General features: G+C 47.3%; 18 protein-coding genes, 1 tRNA gene, 1 pseudogene and 1 other annotated feature. Of the genes and pseudogenes, 5 read left to right on the plus strand and 15 right to left on the minus strand.

The window, feature by feature from the left end:
- Positions 1-358: 358 nt before the first annotated feature.
- Positions 359-700, minus strand: coding sequence for a helix-turn-helix domain-containing protein (locus QUA71_RS25830; RefSeq protein ID WP_333289461.1), 342 nt, complete (start codon positions 698-700; stop codon positions 359-361).
- Between the two features lie 93 nt (positions 701-793).
- Between QUA71_RS25830 and QUA71_RS25835 the strand changes: the two genes are divergently transcribed.
- Both QUA71_RS25835 and QUA71_RS25840 read left to right on the plus strand, forming a co-directional pair.
- Positions 794-1,120, plus strand: coding sequence for a nuclear transport factor 2 family protein (locus tag QUA71_RS25835; protein ID WP_333289463.1), 327 nt, complete (start codon positions 794-796; stop codon positions 1,118-1,120).
- Complete coding sequence (locus QUA71_RS25840; protein WP_190740657.1) at positions 1,120-1,899, plus strand: SDR family oxidoreductase; 780 nt, start codon at positions 1,120-1,122, stop codon at positions 1,897-1,899. Before QUA71_RS25835 ends, QUA71_RS25840 begins: the two co-directional genes overlap by 1 nt.
- Positions 1,900-2,000: 101 nt before the next feature.
- Here the strand turns inward: QUA71_RS25840 and rplL are convergent, their stop codons facing one another.
- From rplL to rplS, 9 genes and pseudogenes are all read right to left on the minus strand, one after another.
- Positions 2,001-2,393 carry a 50S ribosomal protein L7/L12 gene (rplL, locus tag QUA71_RS25845; protein ID WP_039887983.1) on the minus strand — a complete coding sequence of 131 codons (393 nt, stop codon included), beginning with the start codon at positions 2,391-2,393 and terminating at the stop codon, positions 2,001-2,003.
- A 321-nt stretch (positions 2,394-2,714) separates the two neighbouring features.
- Positions 2,715-3,248: pseudogene (gene rplJ, locus QUA71_RS25850) on the minus strand (50S ribosomal protein L10); the annotation flags it as partial.
- Positions 3,249-3,277: 29 nt separating this feature from the next.
- Positions 3,278-3,450: a sequence feature (ribosomal protein L10 leader region), on the minus strand.
- 110 nt (positions 3,451-3,560) lie between these two features.
- Positions 3,561-4,274, minus strand: coding sequence for a 50S ribosomal protein L1 (gene rplA, locus QUA71_RS25855; protein WP_190663916.1), 714 nt, complete (start codon positions 4,272-4,274; stop codon positions 3,561-3,563).
- 247 nt (positions 4,275-4,521) lie between these two features.
- Positions 4,522-4,947, minus strand: coding sequence for a 50S ribosomal protein L11 (gene rplK / locus QUA71_RS25860; RefSeq protein ID WP_006635588.1), 426 nt, complete (start codon positions 4,945-4,947; stop codon positions 4,522-4,524).
- A gap of 3 nt (positions 4,948-4,950) precedes the next feature.
- Positions 4,951-5,589, minus strand: a complete 639-nt coding sequence (gene nusG / locus QUA71_RS25865; protein WP_006635589.1) for a transcription termination/antitermination protein NusG — start codon at positions 5,587-5,589, stop codon at positions 4,951-4,953.
- Positions 5,586-5,819 (minus strand): preprotein translocase subunit SecE, encoded by a 234-nt coding sequence (gene secE, locus QUA71_RS25870; protein WP_333289466.1) that lies wholly within the window; start codon positions 5,817-5,819, stop codon positions 5,586-5,588. Before secE ends, nusG begins: the two co-directional genes overlap by 4 nt.
- Positions 5,820-5,970: 151 nt before the next feature.
- Positions 5,971-6,180 carry a hypothetical protein gene (locus tag QUA71_RS25875; RefSeq protein WP_333289468.1) on the minus strand — a complete coding sequence of 70 codons (210 nt, stop codon included), beginning with the start codon at positions 6,178-6,180 and terminating at the stop codon, positions 5,971-5,973.
- Positions 6,151-6,223, minus strand: a tRNA-Trp gene (locus tag QUA71_RS25880). The genes QUA71_RS25875 and QUA71_RS25880 overlap by 30 nt, the downstream gene beginning before the upstream one ends.
- A gap of 134 nt (positions 6,224-6,357) precedes the next feature.
- A complete protein-coding gene (rplS, locus tag QUA71_RS25885; RefSeq protein WP_190663914.1) occupies positions 6,358-6,741 on the minus strand; it encodes a 50S ribosomal protein L19 in 384 nt (127 codons plus the stop codon).
- Between the two features lie 67 nt (positions 6,742-6,808).
- Here rplS and QUA71_RS25890 point away from each other — a divergent pair, with 67 nt between their 5' ends.
- The gene (locus QUA71_RS25890) at positions 6,809-8,182 is read left to right on the plus strand and encodes an inorganic phosphate transporter (RefSeq protein ID WP_333289470.1); all 1,374 of its coding nucleotides are present in this window, start codon (positions 6,809-6,811) and stop codon (positions 8,180-8,182) included.
- Positions 8,183-8,227: 45 nt separating this feature from the next.
- On the opposite strand, the gene QUA71_RS25895 is transcribed toward QUA71_RS25890, so the two are convergent.
- The 3 genes from QUA71_RS25895 to QUA71_RS25905 all read right to left on the minus strand — a co-directional run bounded on the left by QUA71_RS25895 (position 8,228) and on the right by QUA71_RS25905 (position 17,691).
- Positions 8,228-8,464, minus strand: coding sequence for a hypothetical protein (locus QUA71_RS25895; RefSeq protein WP_333289472.1), 237 nt, complete (start codon positions 8,462-8,464; stop codon positions 8,228-8,230).
- 147 nt (positions 8,465-8,611) lie between these two features.
- Positions 8,612-12,706 carry an amino acid adenylation domain-containing protein gene (locus QUA71_RS25900; protein ID WP_333289474.1) on the minus strand — a complete coding sequence of 1,365 codons (4,095 nt, stop codon included), beginning with the start codon at positions 12,704-12,706 and terminating at the stop codon, positions 8,612-8,614.
- A gap of 38 nt (positions 12,707-12,744) precedes the next feature.
- On the minus strand, positions 12,745-17,691 hold the full coding sequence (locus tag QUA71_RS25905; protein ID WP_333289476.1) for an amino acid adenylation domain-containing protein: 4,947 nt from the start codon (positions 17,689-17,691) through the stop codon (positions 12,745-12,747).
- Between the two features lie 161 nt (positions 17,692-17,852).
- Here QUA71_RS25905 and QUA71_RS25910 point away from each other — a divergent pair, with 161 nt between their 5' ends.
- The gene (locus tag QUA71_RS25910; protein ID WP_333289478.1) at positions 17,853-18,953 is read left to right on the plus strand and encodes an alpha/beta hydrolase; all 1,101 of its coding nucleotides are present in this window, start codon (positions 17,853-17,855) and stop codon (positions 18,951-18,953) included.
- Positions 18,954-19,142: 189 nt separating this feature from the next.
- On the opposite strand, the gene QUA71_RS25915 is transcribed toward QUA71_RS25910, so the two are convergent.
- Positions 19,143-22,478 carry an amino acid adenylation domain-containing protein gene (locus QUA71_RS25915; RefSeq protein ID WP_333289480.1) on the minus strand — a complete coding sequence of 1,112 codons (3,336 nt, stop codon included), beginning with the start codon at positions 22,476-22,478 and terminating at the stop codon, positions 19,143-19,145.
- Positions 22,427-22,672, minus strand: coding sequence for a hypothetical protein (locus QUA71_RS25920; protein ID WP_333289482.1), 246 nt, complete (start codon positions 22,670-22,672; stop codon positions 22,427-22,429). Before QUA71_RS25920 ends, QUA71_RS25915 begins: the two co-directional genes overlap by 52 nt.
- Positions 22,673-23,015: 343 nt before the next feature.
- On the opposite strand from QUA71_RS25920, the gene QUA71_RS25925 reads away from it, so the two are divergent.
- Positions 23,016-24,806, plus strand: coding sequence for a DMT family transporter (locus QUA71_RS25925; protein ID WP_333289484.1), 1,791 nt, complete (start codon positions 23,016-23,018; stop codon positions 24,804-24,806).
- Positions 24,807-24,972: the final 166 nt, after the last annotated feature.

The following is a 24,972-nucleotide window of genomic DNA, read 5'->3' on the forward strand; positions in this document are numbered from 1 at the left end:
GAGGTACTGGAATAATAATGAATCCTCCTGTATTTATTGTTTTAAGCACTGCCTAGCCCTTAACTGAACCGTATTGAGGCGGAACTACCCCGCAGGGGGTAAGTTCCGATTAAACGACGGCTGCACTAACTAATTGTTGTTACAAATCGTCGTTACAGCTACTCATGCTTAGCGATTTTAATTTTGAATGCCCTGCAAGTAACTTCAAGCGACCGTCCTAATTGAGACCTGGCGGTCTAACGCCACGTTCACCGATTTGCCCAGTAGACATCTCCAATAATTACGAAAAACAGGGCTGAAACCCTAATAATATCGTTCAAAATTTAGAATTTCTGGAGATGTCTAGTGGAATGTTTTGTTAAGCTGAGTCCTCGAAACGACCCTTCTGCTCCGCCCAATTCAGAAGTGCATCCAGAGCAGGGCACAAAGCCTGTCCCCACGCGGTCAGCCTATATTCAACCTTAGGCGGTACCTGCGGATAGATCTTTCGGATCACAATCCCGTCAGCTTCCAGCGTCTTTAATTGCTGGGACAGCATCTTTTGGGAGATGCCCGGAATAAGTTTCTCGAAATCAGAATAGCGCTGCACTTTGCCGTCGAACAAATGAAAGAGGATGACCAGCTTCCAGCGCCCTTCCAGCAACCGTATCACTTCTGCGACCTCTGCCGCTGCCGTCGAGGGGGTGTAAACCTTTCTCATAGGTGTGCAACTTACTTTTTCGTGCGTTCTTGATTATTTGCAAGTCTAAGCAGAGAATTCTTGTACAGCAACTTTCCAGCAAGAGAAACAAAAATGAATCTGCAACTGGCTGAATCGATCGGCACCTATTTCGTCACCTGTAACGGCACAGACACTACCCGGATAACGGATTGTTTCACGCAGAATGCCGTAGTGTTTGACGAAGGCAAGACTCATCGAGGGCATGGAGCGATTCAGTCGTGGCTTCAGGAGTCGCGGAAAAAATTTGAATATTGTACAGAGCCAATTAGCACCGCTCAAGTGGGAGAGTCTGTGACAGTCGTTGCCAAAATCACCGGGAATTTTCCCGGCAGTCCGATACAACTCCGTCACTCTTTTCAACTTAAAAGTGGCAAAATCCAATCTCTGGAGATTAACTGATGTCTATGAATTTAGAACTGAACGGGAAACGAGTATTGGTTACTGCTGGCACCAAAGGAATTGGTGGAGCCGTTGTCACTCTCTTTCAAGATTGTGGAGCCAGTGTGCTGACTGCGGCACGAGTCCGCCCTCGCTCCTTTCCAGAAAAACTGTTTATCTCCGCCGATCTGACGACCCTAGAGGGATGTAACGCTGTGGTGGACGCCGTTAACGAACGTCTTGGTGGCGTAGATATCATCGTTCATGTGTTGGGTGGTTCATCAGCACCGGCTGGCGGTTTTGCGGCACTCGACGATCGAGAATGGCAACAGGAATTGAATCTCAACCTTTTTCCCGCAGTACGCCTAGACCGCGCCCTACTGCCCGGAATGGTGACGCAAGGGGAGGGGGTAATTATCCATGTCACATCAATTCAACACCAGCTTCCCCTGCCGGACTCAACCACTGCTTATGCGGCAGCCAAAGCCGCGCTTTCAACCTACAGCAAAAGCTTGTCTAAAGAAGTCGCGCCAAAAGGTGTACGAGTCTTGCGCGTGTCTCCGGGATGGGTAGAAACCGAGGCATCCGTGGCTTTAGCCGAACGCCTTGCCCAACAAGCAGGCACCGATTACGAAGGAGGCAAGCGGATCATTATGGAATCGCTGGGTGGCATTCCACTCGGGCGACCATCAACACCGGCTGAAGTGGCAAATCTGATCGCGTTTTTGGCATCACCGCGCGCAGCGTCTATTACCGGTACAGAACACGTGATTGACGGAGGAACTGTCCCAACAGCTTAACCGGAACTTCCCCCGTATGCGGGGGAGTTCCGTTTAGGGAACAGTCAACAGTCAACCATCATTCCGGTGTCACCGGAATTGATATCAACTACATTCTCTGACTACTTGATAGAAATCTTTGCGCCCACAGCTTCAAGCTGTTTCTTCATTTCTTCAGCAGCTTCCTTAGCAATAGCTTCCTTAACTGCCTTCGGTGCGGCTTCTACCAAGTCTTTTGCTTCCTTCAGACCCAGACCGGTAATTGCGCGGACTTCCTTCAGAATGGCGATTTTCTTGTCAGCAGGAACTTCTTCGAGCATCACAGTAAACTCGGTTTGCTCTTCTACTGGTTCAGGAGCCGCTCCACCACCCATACCGGGCATCATCATCATGCCGCCTACAGGAGCAGCAGCGCTGACGCCGAAAGCTTCTTCAATTTGCTTGACCAATTCAGATGCTTCGAGCAAAGTCAAAGACTTAAGTTTGTCCAAGATTTCATCAGTTGCAGTAGACATTTTTTGAACTCCTAGTTCGATTTGATTAATTGTCAGTTGTCAGTTGTCAGTTGTCAGTTGTCAGTTGTCAGTTGTCAGTTGTGAATTTTAAGTTCAAGATTTCTTAATTCAAAACTCAAAATTCCAAACCAAAACTATTTAAGTAGATGCGCTTTCTGCTTCAGGTTCTGCTTCAGGTTGTGCTGGTGCTTCTGCTTCAGGTTGTGCTGGTGCTTCTGCTTCAGGTTGTGCTGGTGCTTCTGCTTCAGTTTGTGCTGGTGCTTCTGCTTCAGGTTGTGCTGGTGCTTCTGCTTGAGCTTCTGCTGGTGCTTCTGCTTCTACTGCTGCGGAATCGCCGTCTTTTTCAGCATAAGCCTTAAGACCGCGAGCGATCGAAGTAGGAACTTGATTGATACCCACAGCCAACTTGGTTGCGACACCGTTGATAGCGCCAGCAATTTGAGCCATGAGTTGTTCTTTCGACGGCAGATCGGCTAATGCTTTAACATCAGCTTCTTTCAGCACCCGTCCTTCCATCACGCCGCCGCGAAGTTCAGTCTTCTTAGAGACTTTTTGGAATTCTTGGTAAGCTTTAATCGCGCCGCCAATATCTTCTTGCACGAACAGAAACGCCGACGTACCGGTCAGCAATTCCTGTATCGGCTGCCAGGTTTCGTTGCCTTCAACCGCAATTCGCATCAGCGTGTTTTTTGCCACTTGGCAACTGCTGCCTTTGGGACGCAAACGCCGACGCAAATCTGTAATTTCAGCAACAGTTAAGCCCGTGTAGTCAATTACGATCGCCAGTTGAGATTCGCTCAAGGTTTGCTTGAGGTCTGCAATAATCTCATTTTTTACTGCTAAAGTTTTGCCCATACTTATTTCACCTCCTTTTAGGATCGAAAACTGCCCACCAAAAACCCCGACCTTAGAGCCGGGGCAGAGAATTAAAAATTAACAAGTCAGAATTAAAAATAGAAAATTTCTAATCTTTGAGTCTTGAGTTTTTATTTCTTCAGCCTCGGCAGGAAATTAAGCGGTCGGCACCTGCGGTCTTCAGCTTATTGATTTTTGATTAGGCTATCATCAGAAGGCAGAGATTAGCAAGGGTCTGGCGTAAGTCTTGTGAGAGATTTACACAGACAGCCGAAGCTGTCTTTTACCTTCTGCCTTCTGCTTAATTCTGTACTAGGCAGCATCAAGTTTGGTATCGCGCAGAGCACTGATATCGACTTCGATCGACGGGCCCATTGTTGCGGATACGTACAGACTGCGCCAGTAGCGACCTTTAGCACCAGAAGGACGGTTGCGGTCAACAGTTTCTTGCAAAGCATGAAGGTTGACCAGCAAATCTTCCGCTGAGAAAGCTGCCTTGCCAAACATAACATGAACGATGCCAGTTCGATCGGCACGGAATTCTAGTTTACCACCTTTAAACTCGTTGATCGCCTGAGCAATGTCAGTCGTCACCGTGCCACCTTTCGGAGAAGGCATCAAACCGCGCGGGCCCAACAACCGACCCAATTTTGCCACCAACGGCATCACGTCTGGGGTAGCAATCAGGCAATCGAAGTCCATCATGCCCTTCTGAATTTCATCGATCAACTCTTCAGAACCAGCAATATCCGCGCCGGCATTTAGAGCTTCTTTAACTTTTTCGCCCTTAGCAATCACCGCAATTCTGACTACTTGACCAGTTCCTTTTGGTAGCGATACAGTTGTCCGCAACTGTTGGTCAGTATATTTCGGGTCAATTCCCAAACGGATGTGAGCTTCAGCAGCTTCGCCAAACTTAGCGGTTGCTGTTTCTTTCAAAAGTTGCAGAGCTTCCAGCGGTAGATAAGGTCTGTCTTCAACTTTCTTTTGAAGTTCTTGCAGTCTTCGGGATACTTTCTTTGCCATTGTTATCTCCTGGGGTCAGTCGATTTTAGATTTTAGATTTTAGATTTTAGATTGAACCTATCGGACAATCTTAAAATCTACCCGTTTTCGGTTACTAGCGAAGCTTTGCTTCTCCCCCTGAACCGACTTAGGATTTGCGATTGGAGCTTGAAGATTTTAGCTTCAAAATCAGGAATTTTGGATTAGCAATTTGGAACTTGGACTAGGAAAACTCTTCCTTCTTCCTTCTTCCTTCTTCCTTCTTCCTTCAATCCGCGATCGCCACGCCCATATTTTTAGCCGTTCCTGCCACAATTTTCATAGCAGCCTCAACATCATTAGCATTGAGGTCAGGCATTTTGGTTTCAGCGATTTCTCGCAACTGAGCCTGTGTAATCGTCCCTACTTGCTTGCGGTTAGGTTCTCCCGAACCTTTAGCAATGCCAGCCGCTTTTTGAATCAAAACCGACGCCGGCGGGGTTTTGAGAATAAACGTAAAACTGCGGTCTTCAAAAACCGAAATTTCTACCGGAACCACCAGACCTGCTTGGTCTGCGGTTCTAGCATTGTACTCCTTGCAAAACATCATAATATTGACGCCGTGCTGACCCAGGGCTGGGCCGATCGGAGGAGCTGGGTTGGCTTTTCCCGCCGTAATCGCCAACTTAATTACTGCAACAACTTTCTTTGCCATTAGTTAGTTCTGTTTCTGAACCTGATTGAACTCCAATTCTACAGGCGTATCGCGCCCAAAAATCGAGAGTAAAACTTTGAGCTTGTTTCGTTCCGGGCTAACTTCAATCACATCACCTTCAAAATCCTTAAACGGCCCGGAAAGTACCACAACGTGGTCTCCAGTAGACATCGATACTTTGACAACCGGTTCTGATTCCTGAGCGTTTCTGAAGATCCGTTCTACTTCTGAATGACTCAGAGGTAGCGGTTTGACGTGACCCCTGCCGCGCCCGTAGCGGCGTTTCTGCTCTGCCCCGACAAAATTAATTACATTCGGGGTATTCTTGATCACCTGCCACGTATCCTCGTCCATAAACATACGGATGAGTACGTAGCCGGGAAAGATTTTTTCATCTGACTGCCGCCTGGAACCGTCTTTGCCGACTTTGATTGCCGGAGTTTGCGGAATTTCTACTTGAACGATGCGATCGGCAACATCCAAAGTTTGAATCCGCTGCTGCAAGTTTGCCTTCACGCGCTTTTCGCAGCCCGAGGCAACTTGAACAGCATACCAGCGAGCATCAATCTCCGGCACCTCTGGCGATGCTGCCTGTGCCGTCGCTTCTGTGGAATACTCAGATTCTTCTGATGCAAAAGTCATGGCCCAAACACCTTTCCCGCGCCCCAGTTAAAGAAATTATCCACCAAATAGATCAGGCTTGCTGAGAGGATTACCATCAAAAGCACGGCCAAAGACTCGCTGATTAACTGCTGCCGACTCGGCCAAACCACTTTGTCGAGTTCTTCTCTAGTTTCCTTAAAAAAACCCGCAGGATTAAACCCAGGCGCCGTTATTTCTTGAGTTTCTTGAGCTTGGTCTTTTTTCGCCACGATTCAATCCTCCTTGCGATTTTAGATTTTAGATTTTAGATTTTAGATGGTGTGAGTGGCCCGCGGCTCTCAGATTTTGTGACACTAACCACTTACGCCCAAGTCCCAAATCTCAAATCTAAAGCCACGACTTTTTTACAAGCCCAACCTATCAACTGTGTAACTGCCGATCGCCGAAACCGACGAGCCAGAAGCGACACCGAGCATTTGTTGATGGCATTTTTTGCGAACCGCCCACAAAAATTAATTCTACCCGAAAGTTTGCGGTTTTGACTGTTGCCAGCCAATAATCCGGGCGCTTTCGGGCAGAATTTAAAGTTTGGTGATTCAGCGCGCCCTGGAGGACTTGAACCCCCGACATCAGGTTTTGGAGACCTGCGTTCTACCAACTGAACTAAGAGCGCACAGGTGAGGTTGCTGAAATTCGCTTAACCCCTAGATTTCTATTTTAACACAGTGCGCTCATAAATGGGAAACTTTTTTTTGAAATTTTTCAATTTCCCATAAACCATGAACCAAGGGAAAGCTGGGTGCATTCCTACAGGGAGCGATCGAACCGCTGTTTGACGCGAGTAGCTTTGCCCACCCGATCGCGCAGGTAGTAAAGTTTTGCTCTGCGGACTTTCCCGCGGCGCATCACTTGGATCGTGGCGATGCGGGGCGAGTGAATCAAAAACACCCGTTCCACTCCGACGCCCTGAAACACGCGGCGGACGGTGATTGTTTCATTAATCCCGCCGTTACGCATGGCAATCACAGTCCCTTCGTAGGGCTGAACCCGTTCTTTGTTACCCTCTCTAATTTTCACGCCGACTCGCACTGTGTCGCCCACGTAAATTTCCGGGAGTTGTTTATTAAGTTCTTGCTTGACTCTATTTATTTCTTCCGTTTCTATAGAACGGATTATTTCTGCGCCTTTCATGGGATTTACCAAAACTCACAATCCCTTATCATATATCGAAATGCCCGTTTTATGTCAAAAAAATTCTATGTTAAATACCTCTGAGGTCGTATTTCTGCAACTGGGGGCAATGGCTGCACTCGCCTTCTACGTCGCCGCCAACTTGGGGGCAAACGATGTCGCTAACTCGATGGGGACATCCGTAGGCTCGAAGGCGCTAACGCTGCAGCAGGCAATAATTGTTGCAGGCATACTGGAGTTTTCCGGCGCAGTGCTGTTCGGGCAAGGCGTTTCCGAAACTCTCGCAACAGGAGTTGTGAATGCACAAGTGTTCGCTGCCCAACCGCAAGTATTTTTAATCGGGATGGTGTCAGTGCTGATAGCTTGCGGGATCTGGCTGCAAATCGCTACCAGTCGAGGTTTGCCAGTTTCTTCATCCCATGCAGTGGTGGGCGCGATCGCGGGTTTTAGCTGTGTTGCAGCCGGAATTAATGCAGTTGATTGGCGAACCATCGGCACCATCTCCCTAACTTGGGTGGCGACACCTGTTGCCAGCGGTGCTTTAGCCGCGCTATTTTACAGTGTGGTGAAGTATTCGATTCTCGATCGGCCAGATCCTCTATCTCAAATGCGCGAGTGGATACCTTGGCTGAGTGCAGCAATGCTGAGCGTATTTGGGATAATTGTACTGCCGTCTGTTGTGGATGTTGCTTTGGTGCAGACAGGGGCGATCGCCCTAGCGCACGATCGATTTGGCTGGAATCTGCCCATTCACGATGTTGTCATTGGCATTGGGAGTATTGGGGCGATCGCCCTGACACTCAATAGCTGGAAGAAATTAGAATCAGTTGAGAAGGAAGAAGAAAGAAGGAAGAAGGAAGAAGGAAGAGGAGATAAGGGATTCGGCCCAAGTACAAACTCTTCCCCCACTCCGACACTCCGTCACTCTCTCATCGAGCAACAAATGGCGAGATTTCAAGTCTTGAGCGCCTGTTTTGTAGCATTTTCCCACGGTTCCAACGACGTAGGAAATGCAGTTGCTCCCCTAGCTGCGATCGCCTACATCCGGCGCACAGGTTCCTTTCCCTCAGAAGATTTCAGCGTTCCCCTCTGGATTTTAGTCGTCGGAGGCGCAGGAATAGTCATCGGTTTAGCCATCTGGGGCAAAAATGTAATTGCCACAGTCGGCGAAAAAATCATCGAACTCCAACCAAGCGGCGGATTTTGCGCGGAATTAGCCACAGCCACCACAGTTTTGCTAGCATCCCGCTTCGGTTTGCCAGTTTCCACATCCCACGCTTTAGTCGGCGCAGTTGTCGGAGTCGGGCTGATCAAAGCTTGGAAATCAGTACGCTTGCAAACTTTGCTGTCCATTGGTTCGGCTTGGCTGGTGACAATTCCGATCGCAGCAGGTTTGGCTGCTATCATCTTCAGCATCGCGCAATCCATTGGGCAATTTTAGATTTTAAATTTTAGATTGAGGCATTTCAGAAGAGTCAACAGTTAACTAATCCTTCTGATTGCCTCGGTTGGGATAAACTCGCGAAGGCAAAAGTTTCCAAGCCGCAGCATCTGCACCCCAGTTGCGAAAAATCTTTACAGACGCGAAAATTTTAGCGAAACGCCAATTATAGCCACGCTTCCAGTCAGCGGGCCACTGGGCGGTTTCGTCAACAGCTTGCAAAGCTCGGACTTCAGCTTCGAGTGCTGCGGCGTGGCGCTGCATGATGATTTCTAGTTGCAAAAAGTGTTCTTCGGGCGATCGCAATTTTTTTACATCCTACAAACGTGATAACGGTGATTTTACCGGACATCCGATTGCCCACTTCTTCATCACTAATAATAATTTCCCATATCAAACCGGGTGGCGGCGCACAAGGACGCGGGTTCCTCAATCACTTAATTCCTTCTCCAAGCAATGCTTTAGCTGTTGAGCCAGCACCTCGACGCAAGGCTTTCTCAACATAGTAAGGTGATTCCCAGGAACTCTAATCACCTCTACTTTTTCCGTCGTTAATTCGCTCCACCCAAGAGTCGGATCTTGATGACTCATGCTTAGCTGTTCCCTCGATCTAAACAGAGTAATTCGCTGCGGATAAATTTTCGGTACATAGCTGATAGTTGCTTGACTGTTAGCCTGAAATACAGTAAACATCGAAGGAATTGCCAGCTCGCGCCAGTTGGGTTTTTTTGACTCCTGAGATAGGATGCTAACCATAACAGCCTGTTTCCAATTCCAGCGATGCAAAAAATTAGCTGCCAAATTAAGCATCTTATTTAATTTCGGAAACCGGCCAGCAAGACCGCCACTTTGAACATTTTCCGCAGCAGCCACCAAGCGAAAATAATCTACTACAAAAGGCCAGATAGAGCGCGAAACAGTAGTCAGAAGAAACTTGCAACCATCCCACAAAGAAGGTTTGTTAGCAGAAACCGGCGCTAAATTATCCAGCACAGCAAGTAAAGCCACTTCATCCCCCGCTGCGAGCAACTGTTGAGCCATCTCAAAAGCAACCAAACCTCCAAAAGACCAGCCTCCTAAAAAATAAGGCCCTTTTGGTTGAACTGTACGCAAGGCTGCGATGTAGTCAGCCGCCATGTCTTCAATCCTAGTTAGCGGAGAACTTTCGCCGTCAATCCCTTTAGGTTGCAGCCCGTAAAACGGTTGATTTTCTCCTAGCTGAAACGCTAACTCGACATAAGGAAAAACCACGCCAAAGATGGGATGGACGCAGAAGAAAGGCGGCTTTTTGCCGCGAGGCTTAATTGCAACTAAAGGCGACCATTCCAGAGAATTTGTTTCTGAAGATAGCGAATCGGCTAAACCTTCAATTGTGGGATTTAAAAAAAGAGCAGACAGCGGTAATTCGCGCTCAAATTGCTGGTTAATCTCATTGATGAGGCGGATGGCCAGCAGGGAATCTCCACCCAAATCGAAGAAGTTATCGCGAATGCCAACGCACTCTGCGTTGAGGATTTCGGCCAAAATTTTGGCGAGGGTTGACTCGGTTGGTGTGCGAGGTGCAATGCAGCTTTTATCTATTGAATTGCTAGTTAGATTTCCCGGTGCAGGTAGGCGCCGGCGGTCGATTTTACCATTGGGAGTTAGGGGCAGAAAATCCATCGCCACAAAAGCACTGGGAATCATGTAATTGGGCAGTTGTTGTTTGAGGAAATTGCGTATTTCCACAGGATTAATCGTCTGATTTTGATTGAGGACGACATAAGCAACTAGGCGTTTGTTGCCCGACAAATCATCCACAGCAACCGCCGCTGTTTCTTTGACTGCTGGATGCTGAACCAGCAGCGCTTCAATTTCTCCCAATTCTATTCGATAACCGCGAAGTTTTACCTGTGCGTCAGTGCGGCCTAAAAACTCAATATTGCCGTCGGGAAAATAGCGAGCTAAGTCACCAGTTTTATAAATTCGTTCTCCTGCTTTCTGGCTAAACGGATTAGCAATAAATCGCTGGGCGGTTAATTCGGGGCGGTTCAGGTAGCCTCGCGCCAATCCGCTGCCGCCGATGTACAATTCACCGGGAATTCCCACGGGTACAGGCTGTAAATTTTCATCTAAAATATAGAGTTGAGTGTTGGCAATTGGGCGGCCGATGGGCGGTTTTTTGCGTGAAGCGAAGCTATCCCGCAGGGAATCGCCAATTTCGGCCAAACTTGACCAGACAGTCGCTTCTGTAGGGCCGTAAGCGTTAAAAAATCTGCGCCCAGAAGCCCAGCGTTTAACAACATCGGGGGAACAGGATTCGCCCGCACAGATGATTGTTTGCAGTGCGGGAAGTTTGGCGTTTGGAAGGACAGCTAGCAGCGAGGGCGGGAAGGTAGCGTGAGTAATAGCATTGTTCTGCAAAAATTGGATTAATGTTTGTCCGGGCAACAAAGATTCTTTCTTGGCACAGTAAAGTGTTGCTCCGGTTCCCAAGGCCATGACAATCTCAAAGATTGAGGCATCAAAACTCAGGGAGGCGAATTGCAAAATGCGGTGATTTGAGTTTAAGTTAAAAGCTTCTATTTGAGCTAGGGCTAAGTTGTAGAGTCCCCGATGTTCGATTAAAACGCCTTTGGGTTTTCCGGTTGAACCCGATGTGTAGATGACGTAGGCAAGGTTTTCCGGTAGGATATTTGTAGTTGGATTTTCGGGGCTTTGTTGAGCAATAATTTCTCTGTCGGAGTCCAAACACACTACTGAAAAAACTCCGAAATTTTCCGGCTGGGTTAATTTTATTGCTAAGTGTTGCTGAGTTACCAAAATCGACACCTGAGCATCTTCTAACATGAAGTTAAGGCGCTCTTGAGGATAAGTTGGATCTAAAGGCAGGTAGGCTGCGCCTGCTTTGATAATGCCTAGCAATCCGACGATCGCATCTAAGGAACGTTCTACACAAAGGCCCACTAAAACTTCTGGTGCTGCTCCCAATTGCTGCAAGTAATGTGCAAGTTGGTTGGCTCGGCTGTTGAGTTGGCGGTAGGTTAACTGCTGGTTTTCAAAGACGGCGGCGACAGCATCGGGCGTTAGCGGAGCCCTCGAAGAGGATCGCGCGACTCGCTCTTCAAATAGGTGATGGAAACACTGGTTTTGCGGATAATCTCTCTCAGTGTCATTCCAATCGATTAATAATTGCTGGTATTCTGGCGCTGTCAGCAAAGCCAAGTCGCTGAGGTGCTGTTTGGGATTGGCAACAATGGCTTCAAGCAGGGTGTGGAAATGTCCCGCCATGCGCGCAATTGTGGCGCTATCAAATAAATCTGTGCTGTAGACAAATTGCCCTTGAATACTTCCTGCATCTTCCCACAAGTGGCACTCTAAATCGAGCTTGGCGGTTCCCGCGTCAAAGTCGATCGCCTCTCCAACGATTCCCGGCAATTCTAGCGCTGCTACAGGAGTGTTTTGCAGGCTGAAACTAACTTGAAATAGGGGGTTGCGGCTCAACTCGCGATCGGGGTGCATTTCCTCAACCAACTTCTCGAAGGGCAAATCTTGGTGAGCGTAGGCTGCCATTGCGACGTTTTTCACCCGATGCAATAATTCCCGAAAAGTTGGGTTTCCTGATAAATCTGCACGCAGCACCAAACTGTTGACAAAAAAACCGATTAATGCTTCTATTTCGCTCTGGTTGCGATTGGCGATCGGCGTTCCTACTGCAATATCTACTTGTCCTGTATAGCGGTACAGCAAAGTTTGAAAAGCGGCTAGTAGAGTGATAAATAAAGTCGCGCTTTCTTGCTGGCTCAATGACTTTAGCGCCTCGCTCAAAGCAGGTGATAGTGTTATAAATTGTTTGGCGCCGCGATAGGATGGAACGGCTGGTCTTTGCCTGTCTGTTGGTAGATTGAGTGCGGTAATTCCGTTTAACTGCTGCCGCCAATAAGCTAACTGCGTTTCTAATACTTCGCCCTGCAACCATTGGTGCTGCCACTCTGCAAAGTCGGCGTACTGCACGGGCAGTGCTGGTAAGTGCGATCGCTCATTTTTTACAAATGCTGTGTAGAGCGTTCCTAGCTCTCGAATTAGGACTCCAATCGACCAACCATCAGCCACAATATGATGTAAATTCAGCAACAATATATGTTCTGTTTCACTGAGTTTTAGGAGCGTTACTTTGAATAACGGCCCGGCGGCTAAATCGAAGGGGCATTGTGCTGCATCGGTTGCGAGTTGCAGCGCTGCGGTTTCCTGCTGATTTGGCGCGAGATTTTGTAAGTCGATTGTGGGGAGGGATACGGTTAAAATGGGAGCAATAATTTGTACGAGTTCCCCTTCCAAAAGCGTAAAAGTGGTGCGTAAAGTTTCGTGCCGCTGCACAATTTCGTTGAAGGTTTGCTCTAAGGATCTGAAGTTGAGGGAACCTGTTAAGCGGAGTGCTGCTGAGACATTGTAGAAAGGATTGCCCGGTGCTAATTGATTGAGGAACCAAAGCCGCTGCTGGGCAAAGGATGCCGGGAAGACGAAAACTTCTGTTTCTTGCTGCATATTTATCGAAAGTGTACCCTGTTCAACAGCGCTCCTTTTTATTTACTTTCTTGATTAAAAGATGATAGCTTCATCCGCCGACTGTCCCGAGAAATCGCCACTAAAGCAGGAGCTTTAATATTAGCATCGCTCTCTTTTAAATTCTCCACAATCTTAGATAATTCTGCAATTGTCGGTGCTTCAAAAACGCGGCGCAAAGGCAACTCTACCGCGAAAGCATCTCGCACTCTAGAAACAAGCTGAGTCGCCAGCAGCGAATGGCCTCCTAATTCAAAGAAATTGTCCCGGATACCCACTCGCTTTATCCCCAAAACCTCAACCCAAATTTTCACTAAAACTTCCTCAATAGAAGTCTGAGGCGCAACATAACCGCCAGCCCATTCTAACTTAATCGGCTCCGGTGCAGGCAAAGCGAGGCGATCGACCTTTCCGTTAGGCGTCACAGGTAGCGACTCCAGCACCACAAAAGCCGACGGAACCATATATTCCGGCAGTTTTTCTGCTAGATAAGCCTGCAAGTGTGGCACTAATTTCCGTGCTACTTTACCTTGTAAGGGATTATTAGCATAAGAGCGCCAAGGACGCAAGTTATCGCTTCGGGTTTCTCGCACAAAATCTCTGGTTTTGCCCCGTGCAAACACTACATCGTAGCGCCCTTGACTGTCGGAATTAGACCAACTAATATTAACATTATACGGAACTTCCAAAGCATACCACGCTTCGGGATCTACTCCTAAATTCTCGACTTTTTCCACGGCTTTCTGCAACTGACCTGCTGTTGGAAATTTATCGACAACAGACAGCAATTCTGCCGTTTTCACCGCAGCAGTTACCCGCGCATTAGGCACATTAGCAATTCTTAAAACATCGAGTTGATTTTGCAATAATATTTGTTGCACCTTGGAAACAGTCAGATTCTGATTTTCCTCCAACCAATCCAGCCGTTTTTCGGCCCTGCACTCCCCTTTTGGCGATGATTTGTGGCGTGCTGTTTCAGACGCAATATGCAGAATCGCATTGTAACGAAAATCAGTTAACTCATTGTGATAACTACCGCGAATTAATTGAATCTCTACGCCGTCAATCTGCGGAAATCGCTGCTTTAATGCGCCCAAAAAATCTGGATCAATAACTAACTCTGTTTCTTGAAAAATTTGCATTTGTACTCGCTGCTGCAACTGTTCGGCCGCGAGAGAAGGTTCGGCTTGATACAGTTGTACGGAAGCGTGGAAAGCTGCCAGCAACGGCAAGCTGCGGACATCTCCGATGAATATAAAGCCGCCGGGAGCAGTTGCTTTCACCGCACCTTCTAGCACCTGCACGAGATAGTCGATATTTGGGAAATATTGCACGACAGAATTGAGAATTACCGCGTCAAAAGCTGCTGTCTCTACTCCTTCAAAGTCTGTCGCCATTTTCTGAAGCAGCGTTACATTAGCTAACTCTTGATTTGCCAAGTGCTGCCGAATATAGTTGAGCGAAATAGGTGAAAAGTCTGTTCCGCAATATTGAGTGCAGCGAGAGGCAATTTGGAACAGCAACAAACCTGTGCCGCAGCCAATTTCTAACACTCGGCTAGGCTGCAAAGCTAAAATTTGGGCGGCTTGATTGTTCGCCCAGTCGCGCATCTGTTCTGCTGGGATTGGCTGATTAGTATAACTGCTATTCCAGCCGACAATATTAAAGGTTGGATCTGAATCAACAGCAGGTTGATTGTAAGTTTCATTGTAGAGCATTTGCCACTGCAAAACCTGTTCGTCCTGCAATTGCATTATTTGGTTTTTTTCGCGGGCAACGCTATATTCTGGATTCAGGGCAATATAAGCTACTAAACGTTTATCTCCATGTCCATCTTCCGAAGCTATTGCTACAGTTTGCTGCACGGCCGGATGTTGAGTTAATACTGTCTCGATTTCTCCTAATTCGATGCGGAAACCGCGAATCTTTACTTGTTCGTCAATGCGTCCTAAAAATTCAAGGTTGCGATCGCCTCTGTAGCGCACTAAGTCGCCGGTTTTGTAAATTCGCTCTCCTGAATTTGGTTTAAAAGGATTGACAATAAAGCGCTGTGCGGTTAAATCTGGGCGGTTGAGGTAGCCGCGAGCGAGTCCGTTTCCGCCGATGTACAATTCGCCAACAACGCCCACTGGTACGGGCTGCAAATATTTGTCTAATATGTAGATTTGAGTGTTAGCAATGGGGCGGCCAATTGTCGGGGCGATGTCTGTTTGCTCTGTTGCAGGAATATAACCGGAAGTTGTGACGACGGTGTTTTCGGTTGGGCCGTAATTATTTACTAGCTTAAATGGATGGGATTTTAAAGGATGTTGTTGCAGTTTTTCGCCGCCTGCGAGCAAGATTCGCAACGCTGTTGTTTGAGGCCAATCTAATAGCAAAACTTTCTCGGCTAAAGGTGTTGGCAAAAAGCTAATTGTAATGGCTTTTGATACTAACCAGTTTTGCAGTTTTTCAGGATCTCGCCTGATGTCATCTTCTGGAAAGTAGATGCTAGCTCCTGCGGCGAGATAAGGCCAAATTTCCCACCCGCAAGCATCAAAGCCGATCGCTGCTATTTGCGTTGCTCGATCGCCCGCTGACACCCCAAACTCTCTTTGATGCCAAAAAACGAGATTTAACAAGCTCCCGTGCTCAATTTCCACTCCTTTGGGCTTTCCCGTGGAGCCGGAGGTATAAATCGCGTAAACCAGATTTTCGGCTGTGGCTGCGCTGGTGGGATTGTCGGCGATTTCTTGGGAAATCATCTCCCAGTCTGTGTCTAGAAAAACAACCCTTGGATGGTGAATTTTATCATCTGACTGTGTTTCTAAATTTTGCACTTCGCCATCATCCACCAGGGAATAAATTCCCTGGCTCATAGCTGAAGTCGGCTGAAGCCGACTGGAAACTTGTCCTCCTTCAGTCGTCTTTAGACGACTTTCGCTATTAGACAGGGAATTTATTCCCTGGCGGGTAAGCAATACTGACACTTGAGCATCTTTTAGCATAAAGCTCGATCGCTCAGCAGGATAGCTCGGATCTAAAATTAGGTAAGCTCCTCCCGCTTTCAGGATACCCAACATCCCCACAATCAGATCGAGCGATCGCCCGCAGCAAAGCCCGACTAAAACTTCCGCCCCAACCCCAATTTTTTGCAAATAACGTGCTAGTTGGTTGCTGCGGAGATTTAGCTCTCGATAGGTGACTCGCTCCTCTCCAAATACCAGCGCCACCGCCTCCGGTGTCCGATCTGCCTGCATTTCAAATAGCTGATGGATGCACAAATCTTGCGGATAATCTGCCTGAGTATTGTTGCATTCAACTAACAAACGATCGCGCTCTTTGGCGCTCAAATATTGCAAGTTTGCTATCCGCTGTTCGGGATTTGTCACAATCCTTTCTAACAAGGTTTGAAAATGCCCTAACATTCGGGTAATCGTAGCTTCATCAAATAAATCGGCGCTGTAAATAACCATGCCGCCGATCCCCTCCGAGCTATCAACCCACAGCTTATTGCTGGGCGATTGGTTGCTTCCCGAGGTGTTGGGCGATCGCTCCCACAAATGAAACTCCAAATCAAACCGCGCTGTACCCACATCTAACTGCTGCGGGCTGAGTGTTAATTCTGGCAATTCTAACCGATTCCCCGGCGCGTTTTGCAGCGCAAACGCCACCTGAAATAAGGGATTTTGGTTCAACGCGCGATCGGGGTGCAGTTCTTCTACTAACTTCTCAAACGGCAAATCTTGGTGAGCGTAAGCTCCTAATGCTACCTCTTTGACTCGGTTTAAAACTTCCCGAAAAGTAGGATTTCCCGACAAATCGGTACGCAACACCAAACTGTTGACAAAAAAACCGATTAATGCTTCAATTTCACTGCGGTTGCGATTGGCGATCGGCGAACCTACAACGATATCTTCTTGCTGGGCGTAATGGTAAAGCAACGTTTTAAAAGCTGCCAGCATTGTCATAAACAGCGTCACTCCTTCGCGCTGGCTCAACGTTTCTAAAGCCTCGCTCAGTTGTTTTGGCAGTTGCAAAAATTGCCTTTTGCCTCGGTAACTTTGGATTGCTGGCCTGGGTCGATCCGCAGGCAAATTTAGCATAGAAATGCCGTTTAACTGCTGTCTCCAGTAAGCAAGCTGCGTTTCTAAAACTTCCCCTTGCAGCCATTCGCGCTGCCATTTGGCAAAATCAGCATACTGGATCGACAAAGCCGGTAAAGGCGAAGGTTTTTCGCTAGCAAATGCCGTGTAAAGTGCGCCTAATTCCTGAATTAGCACTCCGATAGACCAACCATCGGAGACAATGTGGTGCATATTCAGCATTAGTAAATATTCGGCATCATCTAACTGCAATAATGTGACTCGCAGCAACAAGTCATTGGACAAATTGAAAGAGCGTTGAGCTTCCTCAGTGGTGAGCCGGTTTGCTTCAGTTTGTCGAGATTCCTTTGGCAACTTTCGCAAGTCCACTACATTAATCGGGAGGTGGAAAGCAACAGCTATTCTCTGAACAGGTTGCCCCGAAACTACTGCTAAAGTCGTGCGTAAAGCTTCGTGGCGGCGCACAATTTCATTGAAGGTTTGTTGCAGCGCCGAAAAATTGAGCGAACCTGTCAAACGCAAGGCTGCGGGAACATTATAAAAAGGATTGTTCGGGACTAATTGGTCGAGAAACCACAAGCGCTGCTGTGCAAAGGAAAGGGGTAGATTTCCTTCCCGCCCCATAGAAACAATCGGTGTATGAGTTAAACTAGAAGTACGATTAGCTGCTTTTAAAAATAAAACTATCTCGGCTTTTCTCTGAGAAATTTGGGCGCGCAGTTCTGGTGTAATAATTCCTTCTGGAGCGTTGCAGCGCAGGATCTCGCCCTCAACAAAAATATTAATATCTAGAGTGCGAAGGTAAGATAAAAACTCAACTAAGTCCACCGTGACAGAATCTCTGGCATTTGGCGATGAACTCGATATTTTTGGATCGGGCATTTTGAGTCATCCTGTGATTACTTTTGCAAATATAAAATAAATTCCACCAGCGCACAAGCTAAGAGCTTAACTTACCCCTTGCCTACTGTGGCCTAACCTCAGTATGATTCTGTTTGAATCCGCAACCCAAATTCTACCCAAGGTTTCAGCTTATGCCGTTCATGCCCTTCAATTTCCTGTTTCTATGGCTGGTGGGACTGCTGTCCCTCGGGGTACTTGGCGGAGGTATATACATTATTTACGAATGGTACATCGGCGAACTTGTAGGAAATTCCTACTTAGTCAGCGGAGTCTTGATGCTTCTTTGGTCTGTTGGTGGCCGCTTTATCAGTTTGCCCCTGTTCCGCCGCCCCGGTGCTGACGAACCGAAGCCGACGCGGACGGGTACGGTTCAGCGAGTAGAGAGGCCTGATGGCACTATTTTACAAGTAGAATTCTACGGCCCAGAGGACGGACAGCCGATTATCCTCTCCCATGGTTGGGGGCCGAACAGTATGGTTTGGTATTACGCGAAACGCCAACTAACCGATCGCTTCCGAGTGATTGTTTGGGATCTTCCAGGTCTGGGAAAATCCACTCGACCAAAAAACAGCGACTACTCCCTAGAAAAATTTGCCCGCGATCTCGAAGCCGTCATTGCCATAGCAGGAACTAAACCTGTTATCCTACTCGGACACAGCATGGGCGGCATGATTGCTCTAACATTCAGTCGGCTTTTTCCAGAACTTCTCGGTAGTCGAGTAGCTGGTTTAATTCTGGTAGATACGACTTATACTAATCCCCTCAAAACCGCTATTTTTAGCGGTTTATTACGCGCTTTGCAAAAGCCGCTGCTTCAACCAATGCTCTACCTCACCATAGCTCTTGAACCCATTATGTGGGGAATGACTTGGCTGAGCTATCTCAATGGTTCACTGTACATCAGTGTAGAAGTATCGGGATTTAAAGGCACTGAAACGCGCGGTCAATTAGATTTCTCAGCTTTCTTATCAGCCTTGGGTTCTCCCGGCGTTCTCGCTCGCGGCACACTGGGAATGCTCAACTTTGACGAAACAAAAACTTTGCCATCAATTGACATTCCAGTGTTGGTGATCTGCGGCGATTCAGATATTGCCACTACCCCTCCAGCTAGCCTGCGAATGAAAGCAGAATTACCTCAAGCAGAGCTAGTTACTATACAGAAAGGAGGACACATGGCATTAATCGAGCATAACCAGAAGTTTGCCGAAGCTGTCAGGGCATTCTGCACTGAAATTTCGTGACTAAAAATGTGAGTTAAAATCTGGTAGGTTCAGTTAAGCCTGATCCCCCCTAGCCCCCCTTAATAAGGGGGGGACAAGAGCATTCAAAGTCCCCCTTTTTAAGAGAGATTTAGGGGAATCTCCGAGGAATAAACAGTGTTAACCCAAGCGTATTGAGTTAAACTCCTGTAGGTTCTGGCTGTGGTGGCCTTAAAATTCCACATCTTCGCGCTCATTTTCGTCGGTTCTGGGAGCATCCAAACCTTTCGCGGCCCAGCGCATTGTTTCAATGTATTTTGCCAGACTCGCCACAGTCGGAGCCTCAAACAAACTGCTCACAGGTAACTCGACTTGCAAAGCGTCTCGGATGCGAGAAATCAACTGAGTTGCTAGCAGGGAATGCCCCCCTAGTTCAAAGAAATTATCGTAGATACTAACCTGCTGTTTTCCCAAAACTTTAGCCCAAATTTTCCCTAGCACCTGTTCGAGCTCAGTCCGAGGCGCTACATAGTTTTCTGTTATATCCTCGCTGTCTGTATCTATATCAGGCAAGGCGCGGCGATCGACTTTGCCGTTGGGCGTCAGCGGCAGGGACTCCAACACTGCATAAGTTGCAGGAACCATATATCCTGGTAACTTTTCTTTCAAAAATTGGCGCAACTCACTTGACTTTAGCTTTTGAATTTCTGATTTTTCATTAAAGCCATCAGGAACAACATAAGCTACCAAATGTTTATCATCTGGGATGTCTTCCCTTACAATTACTACTGCTTCGCGCACTTGTGGATGCTGGCACAAAGCCGCTTCAATTTCTCCCAATTCGATGCGGTAGCCGCGAATTTTTACTTGGTCGTCAACGCGGCCTAAAAACTCGATGTTGCCGTCAACCCAATAGCGACCTAAATCACCTGTTTTATAAAGGTACGAACCAGATTTATTGCTAAAAGGATTAGGAATGAATGCAGCAGCAGTTAAATCTGGCTGGTTGAGGTAGCCTTTCGCTAATCCGTCACCGCCGACGTACAATTGACCCATAACACCGATCGCCACCGGCTGCAAATCCGCATCGAGGAGATAAATTTGCGTGTTGGCGATCGGGCGGCCGATGGGGATAGATGTTGCGGTTTCGGGTACGTCTTGCACGCAATAATAAGCCGAAAATGTGGTATTTTCTGTAGGCCCGTAAACGTGAATTAATTTAGTAGTTGGCTTTTGTTTGAGAATTTTTTTAACCCATCTCATATCGACCGCTTCTCCGCCAAACAGCAAGCAGCGCAGCGAATTAAAAGTTTGCGGTAAAACTCTAGCAATTTGTTGAAATAAGGCTGTTGTTAAAAACAAAACGGTGATGCCTTGTTGGCGCAGTTCTAAGGCTAAATCGTGAGGCGAAAGGGTAACATTTGTGCTAATCCCCACGAGTTGAGCGCCGTTAAGCAAGGCTCCCCAAATCTCGAAAGTGGCTGCATCGAATGAAGCGTTGGATGCTTGGGCAATTTTATCGGTAGGTTCTATTTTTATATAGTTGGTGTTGAGTACCAGCCGATTTACTGCTTTGTGGGTGACAGCAACTCCCTTGGGTTTTCCTGTTGAGCCAGATGTGTAAATAACGTAAGCTAGGTTGTCTGCTGTTACGGTGTTGGCGGGATTTTCGGCGCTTTCTTTGGCTATGTCTTCCCAGTCGCGATCGAAGTAAATCACCGAGTTTGAGAAGTCTCGGAAATTCTCAATCAATTTATCTTGAATTAGCAAGACTTTAACTTGAGCATCTTCTAGCATCAAGTTTAGCCGATCGCGCGGATAGCTCGGATCTAACGGTAGGTAAGCTCCTCCCGCTTTCAGTATAGCCAACATCCCGACAATTAGGTCGATCGAGCGCTCTGCACAAAGCCCCACTAAAACCTCCGCCCCCACGCCCAGTTTTTGCAGGTAGCGCGCCAGTTGGTTGCTGCGACTGTTGAGTTCTCTGTAAGTGAGGTGCTGGCTGTCGAAAGTTAGGGCGACATCCTCCAGATGCTGCTGAACCCGCTCTTCAAATAACTGATGAATGCACTTATTTTGAGGATAATCTGTCCGAGTATCGTTCCATTCTCTGAATAATTGATTCACTTCATCCTCGCTCAATAAAGGTAAGTTAGCGATTCTTTGTTCTGGATTAGTCACAATGCTTTCCAGCAGCGTTTTAAAATGCCTCAGCATTCGGGCGATCGTAACTTCATCAAATAAATCTGTATTGTACACAGCTACGCCTCTGAGGCCTTCCGAATCTTTCCAATGTTCGCCGTATCTGTTCCTAAACTTATCAGAAGCTTCCCACAAATGCAGCTCTAAATCAAAGCGGGTTGTTTGAGTCTCTAAATGGAAAGAACTCAACTTTAATTCTGGCAATTCTAGCTCCTCCACAGGCGCATTTTGCAGTCCGAATACCACCTGAAACAGCGGGTGGCGATTCAACGATCGCTCTGGGTGCAATTCCTCGACGAGCTTCTCAAAAGGCAAATCTTGGTGAGCGTAAGCTCCCAGAGTTACTTCCCGCACCCGACCCAAAAAATCTCGAAATGTCGGGTTTCCCGAGCAGTCTGTTCGCAGCACTAAAGTATTGACAAAAAAACCTATTAATGATTCTATTTCGCTGCGGTTGCGATTGGCGATCGGCGAACCTACCACAATATCTTCTTGCTGCGAGTAACGGTAAAGCAAAGTTTGAAAGGCTGCGAGGACTGTCATAAATAAAGTCGCTCCTTCTCGCTGCGAGAGCGCTACAAGTGAGTCCTTCAAGTTTTTTGGCAGTTCTAAATATTGAGTTTTTCCGCGATAATTTTGCATAGCTGGTGCAGGGCGATCAATCGGCAAATTTAACACAGAAATCCCGTGCAATTGCTGCCGCCAATAAGCTAGCTGAGTTTCTAATACTTCACCTTGCAGCCATTCGCGCTGCCACTCGGCAAAATCGGCATATTGAAGCGATAATTCTGGTAGGGGAGATGGCTGTTGATTTATCAAAGCTGTATAGATAGCCTCCAGTTCTCGAATTAGCACCCCGATCGACCAATCATCGGAGGCGATGTGGTGCATATTTAGCAATAGAATATGCTCGGTTTCTGTCAGCCGCAGGATGGTGATTCGCATCAGCGGCCCGGTGGATAAATTGAAAGGGCGAAGAGATTCTGCTGCGGAGAGTTTTTTTGCTTCTGTGTGGCGTTGTTCTGGCGGCAAATGTTGCAGTTCTAATAGTTTTAAATTAGTCTTGAAAGCGGGAGAGATTATCTGTACTGGTTGCCCTGATACCGCGGCAAAAGTGGTTCGCAAAGTTTCGTGCCGCTGCACTATTTCGTTGAAGGTTTGCTCTAAGGCTGTTAAGTTGAGGGAACCAGTTAAGCGCAGTGCTGTTACTACATTATAGAAAGGGTTTCCCGGTGCGAATTGGTCGAGAAACCACAAGCGCTGCTGGGCAAATGATGCCGGAAAGACACACACTTCCGCATCCTCAGAAATATTCAGGCTTTGTCGATCGTTTGTAAAGGAATTGTCATAAATTTCGGATGCCATATCTGTTGCTCTTGGGGGATGGGATGTGTTAATTTTTGGATGGCGCGGGGTGGCTTTTTCAGGGTGCGATCGCCTCTTAAAACTTTCGCGAGCAAAAGATCGGAACTGTTAAAATCATAAATCTGGGTGCGGGAGTGCGGGAGAAAGGCGGGCAAAAGAAACCGGATTTCTGGCTGCCGCATCAAGTTATCCATTGAGGGGCTAGGAGTGCCACCCCCCAATCAAATTTAGTCGCGGAACGCGCTGTCACGCTTGTGATTCGGGTGCAATCGGGTGAGTTAAATGCGAGAATTACCGGGAGCAATCCGTGGAGTGGTCAAGCTGTAGTATGATTTTTAATTGCACAAAGTGTTCTTGGGGGGATGCCCTGCGGGATAGCTTTGCTTCACGCAATTTTCTCACATTTCTAGCTTAGCGACTACTATTGATTAAACAGTGTTCGCAATCTCTTAGATCAACTCACTAAAACTTGCGACCTGATTTGTCAACATACTTAAGAACACTGAACGTGCAGTTTAAATTAGAGGTTATAGGCTAATGGCGCAGCGGAACGTATACTCGTCAAAGGACGAGCCAGAGGATGCACAATCACCAGAAGAAGTCCTCCACTCAGTAATGCAAGAACTGGAAGCTTTGCATCAAAATGTCAAAGGTCAGTTAAATCAAGACATTACTCGGCTGCAAACTGAAAAAAATCACCTGATTGAGGATATTGAAGACCTCCGGGAGCAATATCGCAAATTGCAGTCTCAGCAAATGGAATCTCTGTCTGGGCGATACATTCAGCAGCAGCAATTGTGGCTGAAGCAGTTGGCTCAAGTTTTGGCTCACAATTTGCAGGATTTGTTGGTGCAGCGGTTCAACGAACTCAGCGCTAACTCGGGAAATTCTCTCAGCAGCCCGATTCCCAGCGGCGAGTTCCCGATACCCCTGCCGCCGAGCAACTACGACGAACGAGCCTCGCAGTTGCTGGCGGCGCTGGATGAAAGGATCGATCGCAGTTTCCAGATGCTGGAACAAGATTTAACCAGTTACGAAAGCGAGCTTTCCGTGCGGCTCAACAACATGAAAACCCTGGAACTGCAAGGGGAAGAGCTGTTACAAAATCTCGTAAACCGCATCAGGGAAGAACTCGAATCAGAAGAAGAATATCTTGAGAATCCTTTCGATGCTCAAGATTCCTATGTCGAGGAATCAACTAATTCTGTTAATTATGTTAATTCTGTCCGCCCGCAACTTCAGCAGTCGCCAACACCTGTGGAAACGCCGCGAGAACCCGTTCCACAGCCTTCTTCCGTGCCCTCTCCAGCACCCGCTAAAGCATCTTCTCAAGTGCAGACAGGTTTGGTGCTGGCTTTGTCTTCGGCGGTGGTATTGTCGCTGTTTAATGTTTGTTTGAGAATTCTGATTAAAGGCAAAAATCCTCGGGTGGTTTTTGGCTTGTTTGAATTTCCGGGGGTGGTGACTCCGGGTTTTGGAAATTCTTTGTTGATTTTGTTGATGCGGCTGATCGTGGTGATGGCTTTGATGCCGATATTGGCGACATTTCTGTATCCTTCTGTGTGGAAAGATATTAGGCGGTTGTTCGAGTCGGGCGATCGAGCTTTGTGGAGTAAAGTTTTAGGAAGCGCATTTTTTCTGTTTTTGTCTCAGGTTTTGATTTATTTGGCGATCGGCAATATCCCAGCGGGGATTGCGATTACGATTTTCTTTATTTATCCGATCGTCACCGTACTAGGTTCTTGGATCTTGTTTGGCTCTCGCCCCAGCACAGTCGGCTTTTTGGCGATAGTCGGGATTACCGCAGGTTTGATTTTAGCTGGGTGGCCGAGTTTTGCGGCCCCAGCTCCGGGCGGTGGCAATGTCGGGGTGGGAGTCACGGCTGCACTGGCTTCTGGGATTACCTTTGCAGGTTACGTATTGCTGACGCAAATGGCCGCGGGCAAGCTGCACCCAATTCCTTTTAGTTTAGTTAATTTCGCAGCAATTTTTGTATTTTCCTCCCTGAGTTTGTGGGTGCCGCTGTCGGAAAATTTTTCTCCTAAAATCGACCAAAATGTTTGGCCGGGTTTGATTTTGGGAGGCGTTGTTTTAGGGGTGCTGACGCTGTTTAGCTATCTTTTGAATAATTTTGCCATCCGCTTTGCGGGGGCCGCCTTAGCCTCAGTAATTGGCACTTTGGGGCCGGCAATGACCGCACTCTTCGGGTTTCTAATTATCAATGAGAAGTTGCAGCCTGTGGCAATTCTCGGCATGGCTGTGGTGACATTGAGCGTGGCTGCTATGAGTGTGGAACGCATAGTGGCTCCTCAGAAGAAGGCTAGTTAAGGCTTGAATTTGTCCTTCATAATAGATATCAGAACCCCGATTTTTTTTTAAGTCGGGGTTCTGATATCTATCCACTTTAAAATCTAAAATCGTAATTGCTCAACTAGGGGAAAAAATGGAGCCATCAATAGAGAGAGCTTGTTGAATAGATTGATAAGCAGTTAAA

The sequence above is a fragment of the Microcoleus sp. MON1_C5 genome, from assembly GCF_036701875.1.
Classification (GTDB): Bacteria; Cyanobacteriota; Cyanobacteriia; order Cyanobacteriales; family Microcoleaceae; genus Microcoleus.

Bases quoted from the DNA above. Each gene is read 5' to 3' on its own strand.
- QUA71_RS25830 (WP_333289461.1), bottom strand. From the start codon at position 700: ATGAGAAAGGTTTACACCCCCTCGACGGCAGCGGCAGAGGTCGCAGAA.
- QUA71_RS25835 (WP_333289463.1), top strand. From the start codon at position 794: ATGAATCTGCAACTGGCTGAATCGATCGGCACCTATTTCGTCACCTGT.
- QUA71_RS25840 (WP_190740657.1), top strand. From the start codon at position 1,120: ATGTCTATGAATTTAGAACTGAACGGGAAACGAGTATTGGTTACTGCT.
- rplL (WP_039887983.1), bottom strand. From the start codon at position 2,393: ATGTCTACTGCAACTGATGAAATCTTGGACAAACTTAAGTCTTTGACT.
- rplA (WP_190663916.1), bottom strand. From the start codon at position 4,274: ATGGCAAAGAAAGTATCCCGAAGACTGCAAGAACTTCAAAAGAAAGTT.
- rplK (WP_006635588.1), bottom strand. From the start codon at position 4,947: ATGGCAAAGAAAGTTGTTGCAGTAATTAAGTTGGCGATTACGGCGGGA.
- nusG (WP_006635589.1), bottom strand. From the start codon at position 5,589: ATGACTTTTGCATCAGAAGAATCTGAGTATTCCACAGAAGCGACGGCA.
- QUA71_RS25875 (WP_333289468.1), bottom strand. From the start codon at position 6,180: ATGTCGGGGGTTCAAGTCCTCCAGGGCGCGCTGAATCACCAAACTTTA.
- rplS (WP_190663914.1), bottom strand. From the start codon at position 6,741: ATGAAAGGCGCAGAAATAATCCGTTCTATAGAAACGGAAGAAATAAAT.
- QUA71_RS25890 (WP_333289470.1), top strand. From the start codon at position 6,809: ATGTTAAATACCTCTGAGGTCGTATTTCTGCAACTGGGGGCAATGGCT.
- QUA71_RS25900 (WP_333289474.1), bottom strand. From the start codon at position 12,706: ATGCAGCAAGAAACAGAAGTTTTCGTCTTCCCGGCATCCTTTGCCCAG.
- QUA71_RS25905 (WP_333289476.1), bottom strand. From the start codon at position 17,691: ATGCCCGATCCAAAAATATCGAGTTCATCGCCAAATGCCAGAGATTCT.
- QUA71_RS25910 (WP_333289478.1), top strand. From the start codon at position 17,853: ATGCCCTTCAATTTCCTGTTTCTATGGCTGGTGGGACTGCTGTCCCTC.
- QUA71_RS25915 (WP_333289480.1), bottom strand. From the start codon at position 22,478: ATGGCATCCGAAATTTATGACAATTCCTTTACAAACGATCGACAAAGC.
- QUA71_RS25920 (WP_333289482.1), bottom strand. From the start codon at position 22,672: ATGGATAACTTGATGCGGCAGCCAGAAATCCGGTTTCTTTTGCCCGCC.
- QUA71_RS25925 (WP_333289484.1), top strand. From the start codon at position 23,016: ATGGCGCAGCGGAACGTATACTCGTCAAAGGACGAGCCAGAGGATGCA.